Origin of the sequence: Novosphingobium sp. KA1, from assembly GCF_017309955.1 — a bacterium.
GTDB lineage: Bacteria > Pseudomonadota > Alphaproteobacteria > Sphingomonadales > Sphingomonadaceae > Novosphingobium.
This window is the reverse complement of record NZ_CP021247.1, coordinates 450,977-462,285: the sequence shown is the minus strand read 5'-3', so window position 1 is coordinate 462,285 and position 11,309 is coordinate 450,977. Positions and strand designations below refer to the sequence as shown.

Here is an 11,309-nt window from a genome sequence, read left to right as displayed (position 1 = left end):
GCTCCAGAGGGCCGGCGGGTGTGCCTGGACATCAGCCCCGGAACAGCGCCTGCTGTGTTCAATTCTCGCGGAATGCGCGGGAGAACTGGTCACTCAGTGGCTTGAGGATGTAGTTTAGCATCGTGCGGTGCCCGGTCTGGATGAAGACTTCCGCCGGCATGCCGGGTTTGAGCCGCAGTTCCCCAAGTTTCGCCAATTCGCCGGGATCCAGCGTGATGGTGGCGCGATAGTAGGTCGCCCGCGTCTGGCTGTCATCGGTGCGGTCGGCGGCGACATGGGTGATGTGGCCCTGCAGTTCGGGCGTGGTGCGCTGCGAAAAGGCGCTGAACCGCAAGATGGCAACCAGTCCTTCGCGCACCTGATCGATATCCGCAGGCTTGATCATGGCGTTGACGGTCAGCCGATCGTTGTCGGGGACGATTTCCATGATCGTCTGCCCGGCCGGCACGAAGCCGCCGATGGTGCGAAAGGCGAGCTTGTCGACCACGCCGCTTTGCGGGGCGCGGATGACCGCGCGGTCGTAGCTGTCCTGTGCGGCTACCTGCTGGCGGCGCAGTTCGCTGATCCGTGTTTGCGTGTCGAGCAGTTCGGTGGCGGCGGTGCTGCGGGCCTCGGCGTTGATGGAGCCCATCTGGTAGCGCAGTTCGGTGATGTGCGCGCGCTGCGACTGCGCGCTTTCGCTGGCGCCGGTGCGCTGGGCGGCGAGATCGGAAGCGGTACGCTCCAGCGCGCTCAGCCGGTCGAGCGTGGTGTAGCGCTTTTCGTAGAGCTTGCGGGTGGCGTCGAGTTCGTTGCCGATCATCGCGGCCTGTTCGCCCAGGCTTCGTGAGCGGGCGCTGTAGCTGTCGAGGTCAGCCTGGCTTTGCTGGATGCGCTGGCCCAGTTGCGAAAGCGCCGATTGCCGCGAACTGCGTTTGAGTGCCAGGGTCTTGCGTTCTGCCGCCATCAAGGCCGCGATCTCGGGCTGGCTTGCACGCCGCGTCAGTTCGGCAGGGAAAGCGATGGCGAAAGCGCCATCCCGTTCGGCCTGGAGGCGCGCAGCGCGGGCGAGCAACTGGTCGACATTCTCGCCGGTGTAGTTGGCTGCCGCGCCGGTGACCGTGGTGTCGAAGCGGATCATCGGCTGGCCCTGCGTGACATGGTCGCCATCGGCCACGAGGATCTGCGCGGCGACGCCGCCGGAAGGGTGGCTGACCTGTTTCACGTGCGATGCCACCGAGACATCGCCCGGCGCGATCACCGCGCCCGCCATCGGCAGGAAGGTGGCGAGGCCGCCAAGGCCGAAAACCAGTCCGCCGCAAAGCCACATGCCGAACCGGATTTCGCGCCGGAGGCTTTCCGCCGGTTCGTATCGGGGTGGCGGGAGCAGGGCGGTGGCGGGCGGGGGGAAGGGGCCGGGGCTGGGAATGGTGCTGTTCACGCGGTTATCCTTCCTCTGTTCCTGAAACCGCATGCGATGCAGCTTCCGTGGTGGACGGTGAAGGCGCCGGAGTACCTGGCGCGGCGGGAGAACCCGCCGGATTGCTGCGCACCGCCGGATTGAAATTGAGGCGCTGGAGCATCTCGGTACGCTCGCCCATCTGGCGGATCTGGCCGTCAGCCATGACCATGATGTGGTCGACATGGGCAAAGACGGAAGGGCGGTGTCCGACCACGATGACGATCGCGCCGCGCGCCTTGGCCGTGCGCACGGCTTCGATCAGGGCAGCCTCACCGGCGGCATCGAGGTTGGAATTGGGCTCGTCCAGCACGAGCAGGAACGGATCGCGGTAAAGCGCCCGGGCAAGGGCGAGGCGTTGTTTCTGCCCGGCCGACAGGCCTCCGCCCCCAGGGCCGCCGAGGGCATATTCATAACCGCCGGGCAGCGACAGGATCAAATCATGCACATCGGCGGCGCGGGCCGCGGCGATGATGGCGTCGGCGTCAGCCTCCGGATCGAACCGGCTGATGTTCTGCGCCACGCTGCCTTCGAACATCTCGATCGTCTGGGGCACGTAGCCGATGTCTCGCCCGAGTTCGACTGGGTCCCACTGGTCCAGCGAGGCGCCGTCGACGCGCACCGCGCCGCGCAGGCTTGGCCAGGCGCCGGTGATCGCGCGCATCAGGGTGGATTTTCCCGATCCGCTATGGCCGATCACCGCAAGCGCCTCTCCTGCCGCCAGGCGGAAGCTGGCGTTGCTGAGCGTGACGGCGCGCCGTCCCGGCGGACCGCAGAACACGGCCTGGACTTCGAGGTCGCGGCAGGGGCGGGGCAGGCGCAGTGGCGGCACGCGGGTTGGTACGGTGTCGAACAGGGCGTGAAGGCGGCGCCAGGCCTGGCTGGCCTCGGTCATGCCTTTCCATTGGCCGATCGTCTGTTCCACCGGCATCAGCGCGCGGGCGCTGAGGATCGAGCCGGCGATGATGACGCCGCCGGTCGCCATGTTCTCGATCACCAGATAGGCACCGACGGCCAGCACCAGCGACTGCAGGAACATGCGGAAGGCCTTGCTGATCACCTGCATGCGTCCGGAAACCCCGGCGAGTTCATCGTGTGCTCCGATGAGCGCGAGGCTGATCCCGTCCCAGCTGTCGTTGCGGCGGCCGGACATGCCGAGTACGCGCAGCACTTCGCCGTTGCGGCGGATGTCCTCGGCCATGGCAAATCGCGCGGCGGCCACCGAGGCGACCTGCTGGGCGGGCTTGCGGCTGCGTTGGTCGCCCACCAGCATCAGCACCAGCAGGACGGCGACACCGGCCAGCGTCACCAGTCCGAGCGCCCAGTGGAACACGAAGAGGATGAGCAGGAACATCGCGACATAGGGCAGGTCGAGCAGGGCCAGCGGCCCGGGGCCGGTGATGTAGCCGCGCACCAGGTCGAGATCGCGGACCGGGGCGACACCGGATGGCAGCGGGCCCACTTCGCGTTCGTGGCGGCTCAGGACGTCGTAGATGCGGTCGCAGAAGCGGCGGTCCGCCAAAGCGCCGGTGTGCATGAGCACGCGGGCGCGCAGCACGTCGATCCCGCCCTGCACGAGATAGGCGAGCGCCACCATCAGCAGCAGACCGCTCAGCGTTGGCACGCTGCGGCTGGCCAGAACGTCGTCATAGACCAGCAGCATGAAGAACGAGCCCGCCAGCAGCAGCACGTTGAATACCGCGCTGAACGTCAAGATCGGCCAGAGCACCGGCAGCAGCGTGCGCATCATCGCCTTGAGCGACGCGAAGAGGTTTTCGCCATTGGGCATCACGCCGTCTCCTCATGGGATCGGCCCGGGCGGGGCACAGGGGCGGGGCGGGTGGGCCTGCCGGTCATTGCTGCGCGGCCCTTGCGGGTTCGGGCGGCATGTCGTGGCCCGGTTCCTCGGCGTGTTCGACTGCGACAGCCGTGCGTTTGTGCCCCGCGTCGTAGCCGATCACGTCAAGGACCTCGATTACCGGCCCGGTTGGCAGGCCGGTGTAGAACAGCGTTTCATAGGGTGCCGGGTCAAAGGCAGGGCTGTTTGGCGAGAAGCTCTCCGGGCGCAGCTGTCCCATGCTGCCCAGCAGGAGCGCATGGGCGACGTAGAGCTGGGCTTCGGCCTGGGCCAATGCCTGCCGGGACGTCAGCAGGTCACGCGCGGTATCAAGCACGTCGAGCGAGGTGACTTGTCCGGCCAATTGCTGCTGCCGGGCGCCCTCCAGCGCAGCTTGCGCGGCCGACACGGCGCGGGCGTAGGCGGGAAGGGCGCGCCGGGTGGCGGCCAGCTGGTCCCAGTAGCTGGCGACGTTTTCCCGCAGATCGCGCGAGGTCTGCTCCAGTTGCTGGCTGGTGCTGTCGGCGTTCTGCTTGGCCTCGCGGACTTGCGAGGACAGCAGGCCGGACGAGTAGAGCGGCACGGTGACGGCGACTTGCACCTGTGTGTCGATCTCACGCAGGTCGTCGCTTTCGATCGAGAGCGGGGTGCGGGACACCGCGCCCTTGAGGCCGAGATAAGGCCTGGTCGCCCCGCGCGCGGCGGCGACCTGATGCTGGGCGGCAAGGAGGTCCATGCGGGCGCCCTCCAGCACCGGACTGGACGTGGCGGCGATCGCCTGGGCATCCTCGATCGTTCGGGGCAAGGGCGGCAGTTGCGGCAAGGGGGAAAGGCCTTGCGGATAGCGGCCGACGAGGTTGCGAAAGCCGTTGCGGCTGGCCTGCAGGTTGCCCTGCGCCAGTTCGAGCTGGGCCTGGCCGCTGAAGATGCGGTTGCGGGTCTGCTGCAGATCGGTCTCGGTGGCGTAGCGGGCGCCGTAGCGCGCCTGCGTCTGGTCGAGTTGCTCGGTCAGCAGGGTGAGGTTTTCGCGCGCGATGTCGACCAGTTGCTGGTCGCGCAGCACATTGGCGTAGGTGACGATGACCTGAGCTATCGTCTGCTGTTCTGCGGCGTGGAGATCCGCCATCGAACTGCCGTAGCCGGCTTCGGCCACGCGGCGTTGGGCGCTAAGCCGGCCAAACGTGAACAGGGGTTGTTCCAGCGATGCCGAGAAGTCAGGCGTGAATCCGTGCTGGCGGATCGTCGTCTCCCCGTTCACGCTGACGCGGCGCATGGCAAACGTGTAGGCGGCATCGGCACTGAGCGTCGGGCCGAACCGGGCCTTGCCCTGGGCGATCCGTTCTTCCGCGGCGTGGGTGGCGGCGCGACCGGCGGCGAGCGATGGATTCTGGCGGAAGGCGATGTCGATTGCTTCCGCCAGTGTCTCCCCTCTGGCCGGAGAGGCCAGGATCACCGGCAGAGTCAGGAGCACGGCGGGGATGGTTGCTGCCAGCAGGACATGGTGCATCGCGCCGTGCTTGCGCGGCAGCGATGGCGAGGTGGTCTGCGGCGTATGCCCGGCACCCTGTACAAGCGCCAGCATGGACGCCGGCGCGGATCGTTGCTGGGCACGCGGCTGCCAATCCGAAATCGGTTTCCTCAAGGCCTGTTGTCCCCCCGACGTGGTTGGGCGTGCACGACGTCACCAGCCATCCCGGAACCGATCGGCCTTGCTGGTCGCGCGGCGTATCGGTTCTTTTCCTGAGATGGAGTATTCGGAATTCGGGCTGACGATGAAGCGCTAGTGGAACCGTTTTGGGCGTAGATGGGGCGAAGACGGGGCCCATTGCTCCAACATGGAGCAGGGCTGGCCATGCCCGGTCGCATGGAGGCTGCGCCGCCAAGGCCGTTAACTCATGAGCGGCACCATCGAGGCGCCCAAATGGCGGGCAACTTGGGCCGAGGTTGCCTCCGCAGGGCCATCAGCCCGACGTGCGTCCCAGTGGCCCGAAATGTTCGTTAATTGGGTGCCTCGACGGCGCTGTCTGTGCGTTTACGGGCCAGGCTGCCGGTGAAAGTGATCCAGTAGCGATTGCCTGCGGAAAGGCATTGGCTGTCGAGCGGTCGGTTGTAGCGTGCGCAGTCCCACAGCACCACTTCCACCCCGGTGCGGACATCGCGAACGTAGAGGAACGATACCGTGCGCACCAGCGGCGTGGCAGGGGAGCCGTAGGCTTCCGCGCGCCGGTCCCAGCCAATCACCTTGCAGCGCAGTTGCCCTTGGCACAGGTCCAGCGCCCCTATCGCGAGGTTGCCGCCGTTGCCGCCGGCATCGGTCTGGATGAAGTGGTCGCCAGGGCCTGCCGCGATCATTTCGGCGGCCACGGGGCGTCCGCTCGTTTCGGCAGCTCCTGTCGGAGCGAGGGCACTGTCGTTGCCGGGGGGCGCATTGCGGTGCGCTTGGGATAGTGCGGCGAGTTCGGGTTCGACAGGTTCCGGTCCCACGCGAATCGCGGTGAAGGCCGGCTGGCGCCCCCAGTCGCCGCGCCAGCGGAAGAACAGGTGCGTGCCGACACGCGCCACTTTGTCGAGACTATCGCTCCAATATGGATGAACCCAGTCAGTGTGGTAGTGGGTGGCGAGGCCGACGGCGGGCTCCGCGCGGCCTTCCAGAAAGGACTCGGCCAGCTTGCGGGCGCGTTGCCAGGCGGCGGGCGAGGGCAGGCGCCGCAAGGCGCCGTCGCACGTGAAGGTGAACTGGCAGCCGGTCGCGCGCTCCGATCCCTGGTAGACCACCGCGCATACGGTGCGCGGAAACGCAGGGTGGTGCACCCGGTTGATGACGACTTGTGCCACGGCGGCCTGCCCCGCCGGATCGTCGCCCGCTTCGTAAAGCACGGCGGAGGCAAGGCAATCGAGCGCACGTGCGAAATCGCCGCTCTTTTCCGAGAACCTGACCGAAGTGGGGTGATCCGGTCCCAGCGGCACGAACGCGGCCGCCGCGTTCAACGTGCGGGCGGAATCGCTATCGATTTCGGTGGATGGATCGCCATCGCCACCAGGCGTTCCGGGCAGCACGGTCATGGGCGGCACATTGTCGGTTCCTGCGCGCGGTGGACCGATCGTGTTCTGGTGCGGGACGGCGGCGTGCAGCGGCGCATAAGTGACCGAAGATCCGGCCAGCAGCACGCTGGCGAGCGCGGCGATCACCGTGGCCAGGGCGGAATACATGAAGCGCGCCGCGCGCGGGGGCGGTGTTTCGGCCAGTTCCTGTACGCGGCGAGGCATAATCCGGGGAAGCGGGATTGCGATCATGGCGCGAGCGTGATGGTCAGCAGCGCATAAGTGCGGGAATAGCGAGGGAATGGCGCGATGCCTTGGGTGAAGCGGCGATCATGGCCAAGGGTCGCGTCAGCGCTGAGCCAGCGGTTCAGTCGCCAGCGCGGCCCGGCGGAAATCGAGAGGCTGCGCGCGGAATAGTCCTTCGACCCATAGTCCTCGGCGGTGAATTGCACCTTGCCGACCCACGACAGGGCGCGGCGCATCTCGTACTCACCCTCGATCCGGGCCGTGGTCAACGTGACCGCTCCGACGAGATCGTAGGGGCTGGTGGTGCTGGTCTGCTCGATGCTGCCGCGGATCGAGAGCAGGCGCGTGGGAAAGTAGCGCAATTGCCCCGCGATCGAGAGCCCGGAAAATCGCCCTAGTGCCGGATCGACAAAATCATATTGCCGCTCGCCCAGCGCCAGTTGCGCGATCAGCACCCGGCTGACTTCGTAACTGACCCCGGCAGCCGCGCTCCAGGCGTCGGCATCGCGGTTGGTGAGGGCTGGCGACATGCGGTAATCGAAATGGTCGTAGCTGCCGCCGGCAAACAGCGTGGTGCGACCGCTGAGCTCGTAACTCGCCGTCAATTGGACGGCATAGCGCTCACCGTTGCGAAAGCTCTGGTCGATCGCCAGGCCATTGCCCAGGCGGGCCTCCTCATAGCGCATGCGCACGAACCGGGCAGCGCCGTCGATCGCGAGCCGGTTGAAGCGTTTGTGCCCCTGTATTGCGGCCTGGATCGCTTGCCGGATCAGCGGGTCGCCGAAAGGCAGGTCGTTCTCGGCCGTGCCGCGCTGCACGACCTCCCGGCGATAGGAGGTGCTGGCCGTTATGGAATCGCCCGCTCCGGCGAACCGGGTATAGGAGGCAGAGGCCGCAAATTCGTTCGAATCCTGGCTGGCGAGCGATCCGAAGCGGCTGATGCGGGCATCTGCCTCCAGCGTCGTCCGGCTTGACCGGGTCAGGCGCCTTGCCGTGATTTTTGGTGCGAGCGAGAGGGCGATATCCGATCGGCGGCGCGTGTCGTCGGCAAAGACGTTGCTGTCGCCGCGTGCGGCGAAAGCCAGTTCGGGAAAGACATCAAGGCCCGCGAGTTCATAGCCGATGGAGGCATATCCGGCGATCTTGCGGTTGCCCGCGGCATCGTCCGGCTCGTGTATTGGCGGCGTCAGCGTTTGCGCGCCGACTACTGCGGGCAGCGCCACAAGTCCGCCGGCAAGGGCCAGTGCGAGCGGGCGTCTTCGGTGGCGGACGGGAAGGGCCCCGGCCCCGCCGCCTGAGGGAATGCGCGTGCGCACCGTGCTAGAACTTGCGTTCCAGCACCCGGATCGTGTCGCCCGGGAGCACGGGGGTGGCGCCGTCCAGCCGGTAGAGCGTCTCTCCGGCTTCGTCCTTGTGGCGGATGAAGACCCGGCGTTCGTCCGCGCGGTAGGTGAAGCCTTCCGCCTTGGCCACCGCGCTGAAGATGGTCAGGCTGTCTGCATACGGATATTCGCCCGGTTTGCTGACTTCGCCGAGGATGTAATAGGGGCGGTAGTTCAGCACGTCGATCGACACACTGGGGGCGTCAAGGTAGCCCTGGCGCAAGGCGCCCGCGATCCTTTCTGCCAGCGCTGATGCGGTCAGCCCGCGTGCCTGTACCGCGCCCACCAGCGGGAACGCGACCGAGCCGCCGCTGTCGACCATGTATTCGCCGGTCAGCTTGTCTTCGCCGTAGACGGTGATGCGCAGCTTGTCTCCGCTGCCCAGGGCATAGGCGGTTTCTCCTGGCCCAAGCGTGCGTACCGGCAGTTCCCCCGCGCTGGAGCAGCCGCCCGAGAGGAGAGCCATCGATAGAGGGAGTGCAAGCAGCAGGCTGCGCATCGTTGTCATCTCAAGCTTGGCCACGTGATGAATTCTCCGGAAGAAACCCGGGATGGTGCTTCAGCCCGGTAGGTGCCGCGGAAATTGTGGCGCGGAAAGCGCTCTGGCGGCAAAGCATAATGGGCCTAAATCCGATCCTGTTTGGACCTGTATGGTCCGGTTTGGATTGAAAATGGGGTTTTATACTTTGGATGGCGTAGTATTCGCTGTGTTGTTCAGGCAGAGGTGGCAGCAGCGCTACCCCAAAGCGGAATATACGGTTACCCCCGTGGCCGGGGTGCACCCGCCGGACGGTCGACATGTGTCATTGCCGTGCCTTGCGCTTTGGCCGATCTGGCGGCCTTGTCGCATCGCGGCGCTGTTTGGAGTTGCCTTGCAACAAACGACAGCGCGCGGAAGGTGTTGGTTCCTTCCGCGCGCAGGCTTCGCATTTGCGGGCCTTGGTCTGCTCAGTTGTAGAAGTTGAAGTCGCCGGCGCCGAGCAGTTTGCCATTCATCGAACCGATCGCGATCGTGTAATCGAGGCCGGTCGTGGCGCTGTGGATGATGTAATACTGCGATTGCGTGGTGCCGTCCGTGCCGTATCCCGCGAACGTCAGCGTCGATCCCGCGCCGAAATTGGCAAGATAGATGAAGTCGTTGTTGCCGCCACCTTCCCAGCCGCCAGCGCCGTAGAAGTCATAAATGACGTCCTGGGTCTGCGCGCCGAGGCGCGCATTGTTCGACAGGCTGGGGTCCATGTCATAGAGATTGATGACAAAACAGTCATTCCCGGCGCCGCCGTACAAGTAGTCGACGCCCTTGCCTCCGAAAATCGCATCGCCTTCGTCAGTACCGCTGATGCGGTCGCTGCCCGCAGTTCCTACAAATTTGCCCATAGATGCCTCCTGGAATAGCTTAACGGATCTGGTCCGCTGCCTGTCCTTCCGGTTATGACTCCGGAAATGGACAGGGATGCGTGCCAGCAATTCACGCCTGCCGATGGAGGCGCGTTAGCGATCGAGATTGGCGTGGACGACCCCCCCTTCGCGTGACGAAGCTGCCGTTTCTCCTTGTCCTCGCCGCAGCCCGATCCGCGCAGAAGGGGCCGGATTTCCGGCCCCGTGCATCGCAAAAAGGAAAGCGTTGACGACTCGATAAGCATACATCTTGGTATTCATTGTTTACAATGTTGGGCGAGGTCCGATTTCGGTTGATGTCATGACTATAAGATCCGATTTGGATATTTACGGTTATGGTGATGGCGTTCTGTGTTTGATATTATTCAATCCGTGCAAGATTTTGCTTGTCCATTCTTCGATCGGGAACACAAGCTGCGCTTTTGCGGTCGCGGGCGCTGCATCCGGCTCCATAGGGGCGTTGTGCACCGCAGCGTCCGGTTTGGTGCATGCGGCTCACCGCATGGCTGCTGGGGGCGGTCGGGCGCTCGGTATGGAGGTGGGTAATCCGGGATCGGGTGGGCCGGTGTGCAAGGGGGTGGGAATTTCACGGGCATTGTGCGGGCAATCAAGCATTGCGATGCATCGTTTCGGCCCGGGCTCCTGCATGTGTGCGCTTGGTTCGTATCGCTCGACCAGATGGAGACTTGTGGCCTTATGTTCAGTCCGCTTTCCGCAATTCTCGTGATGCCTGATGCCGTCATGGCGTCAGGGACGAAGAGGGGGGCGAGCAGTGTGCTACGCGCCGGCCGGATCGCCGGATGGGCGTTGCCGGTGCGCCCGAAGGCTGGAGGGCAGGCATGAGGTTGCTACACTACGAGCCCGCCGTTCCGAATTTCGGGGACGATCTCAATCCCTTGCTCTGGCCTGAGCTTGCGCCTGGGCTGTTCGGGCAGGATGTCTCCTTGCCGGGCACAGGGACGGGCAATGGTACCGCTTTTGTGGGGATCGGTACCATCATCGGCATCGATCCGGCCGGATGTTCCCGGTTGCATGTCTTCTCCAGTGGAGCGGGGTATTCCGATCCGGCGCGCTGGCAAGGGCTCGATGTGCGCTACCACTGCGTGCGCGGCCCGGTAAGTGCGCGGGCGCTCGGACTTCCGGCGGATCGGGCATTGACGGACGGTGCGGTGCTTGTTCCCCGTTCGCCCTCATTTGCGGACCTGGCGTCCAGGCCGCCGACCACAAGAACGGTGGTCGTGCCGCATTATGAAACGCTGGCATTCCCGGGCTGGTCCCGGGCCACGCAACTGGCGGGTTTCGATATCGTTGATCCCCGGGGCTCTCCGCGTGACGTGGTCGCGGCGCTGGCCGGTGCGCGGCTGGTGCTGACGGAATCGCTGCACGGGGCCATCCTGGCGGATGCTTTCGGCGTGCCATGGCGAGGTTTTGCCGTTTCGCGCAATTTCTCCACGGCGAAATGGGCGGACTGGGCGGCCTCGCTGGACATGGACGTCGCTGTCGCGCTCGTGCCGCCGCCGGATCCCATGCCGCTGTTGCGTTTCGGCAAGCGGCCCGAGCCGTTCGGCACGATGATCGCGCTCGATCCCGAGGCAGCGCTTGCCGAATTTCGGGCGCGTATTTCCGCGCCGCCAAAGGTGGCGTTGGTCCGGCGCCAGGCCAAGCGCGTGCTTGAAGCGGTGCCGGTCACGCGGCGGTTGCTCGGCTTCAGCCCCGAACGCACGGCGCAGGCTCTGGTGGAGCTGGCCACGCGCGATCCGTTTGTCAGCAATCCCTCCCGGCGGGCTGGCCTGGCCGATGAAATGCTTGAACGATTGTACCGCCTGGCGAAGGAAGCGGGGGCGAGTGCAGCCGTGCTCGCCTGAACGCTTGCACGGTTTGATCCAGCCTTCGGCTCGGGAAGGGGCAAGCATCGACGTCCGTGCCGCACGCATAAGGCGGTTCACGCTTGCTCTGTTGCGCCGCA

General features: G+C 65.7%; 8 protein-coding genes. 1 reads left to right on the top strand and 7 read right to left on the bottom strand.

Going from position 1 to position 11,309, the window contains the following annotated elements:
- Positions 1–58: 58 nt before the first annotated feature.
- The 7 genes from CA833_RS02245 to CA833_RS02215 form a co-directional block, all read right to left on the bottom strand.
- Positions 59–1,420: an HlyD family type I secretion periplasmic adaptor subunit gene (locus CA833_RS02245; RefSeq protein WP_242526229.1), complete on the bottom strand. Its 1,362-nt coding sequence runs from the start codon at positions 1,418–1,420 to the stop codon at positions 59–61.
- Positions 1,421–1,424: 4 nt separating this feature from the next.
- On the bottom strand, positions 1,425–3,227 hold the full coding sequence (locus tag CA833_RS02240; RefSeq protein WP_242526228.1) for a type I secretion system permease/ATPase: 1,803 nt from the start codon (positions 3,225–3,227) through the stop codon (positions 1,425–1,427).
- A 64-nt stretch (positions 3,228–3,291) separates the two neighbouring features.
- Entirely contained in the window at positions 3,292–4,857 is a 1,566-nt protein-coding gene (locus tag CA833_RS02235) for a TolC family outer membrane protein (RefSeq protein ID WP_207079090.1), read from the bottom strand.
- A gap of 416 nt (positions 4,858–5,273) precedes the next feature.
- Entirely contained in the window at positions 5,274–6,542 is a 1,269-nt protein-coding gene (locus CA833_RS02230; protein WP_242526227.1) for a cell wall hydrolase, read from the bottom strand.
- Between the two features lie 23 nt (positions 6,543–6,565).
- Positions 6,566–7,786: an outer membrane beta-barrel protein gene (locus tag CA833_RS02225; RefSeq protein ID WP_207079089.1), complete on the bottom strand. Its 1,221-nt coding sequence runs from the start codon at positions 7,784–7,786 to the stop codon at positions 6,566–6,568.
- Between the two features lie 97 nt (positions 7,787–7,883).
- Entirely contained in the window at positions 7,884–8,468 is a 585-nt protein-coding gene (locus CA833_RS02220) for a polysaccharide biosynthesis/export family protein (RefSeq protein ID WP_242526226.1), read from the bottom strand.
- A gap of 425 nt (positions 8,469–8,893) precedes the next feature.
- A complete protein-coding gene (locus tag CA833_RS02215; RefSeq protein ID WP_142632509.1) occupies positions 8,894–9,322 on the bottom strand; it encodes a hypothetical protein in 429 nt (142 codons plus the stop codon).
- A gap of 821 nt (positions 9,323–10,143) precedes the next feature.
- Between CA833_RS02215 and CA833_RS02210 the strand changes: the two genes are divergently transcribed.
- Entirely contained in the window at positions 10,144–11,208 is a 1,065-nt protein-coding gene (locus CA833_RS02210) for a polysaccharide pyruvyl transferase family protein (RefSeq protein ID WP_207079088.1), read from the top strand.
- Positions 11,209–11,309: the final 101 nt, after the last annotated feature.

What these genes read in the sequence shown, in the direction of transcription:
- CA833_RS02240 (WP_242526228.1), bottom strand. Translation starts at nt 3,227, where the DNA reads ATGCCCAATGGCGAAAACCTCTTCGCGTCGCTCAAGGCGATGATGCGC.
- CA833_RS02235 (WP_207079090.1), bottom strand. Translation starts at nt 4,857, where the DNA reads ATGCTGGCGCTTGTACAGGGTGCCGGGCATACGCCGCAGACCACCTCG.
- CA833_RS02230 (WP_242526227.1), bottom strand. Translation starts at nt 6,542, where the DNA reads ATGCCTCGCCGCGTACAGGAACTGGCCGAAACACCGCCCCCGCGCGCG.
- CA833_RS02215 (WP_142632509.1), bottom strand. Translation starts at nt 9,322, where the DNA reads ATGGGCAAATTTGTAGGAACTGCGGGCAGCGACCGCATCAGCGGTACT.
- CA833_RS02210 (WP_207079088.1), top strand. Translation starts at nt 10,144, where the DNA reads ATGGGCGTTGCCGGTGCGCCCGAAGGCTGGAGGGCAGGCATGAGGTTG.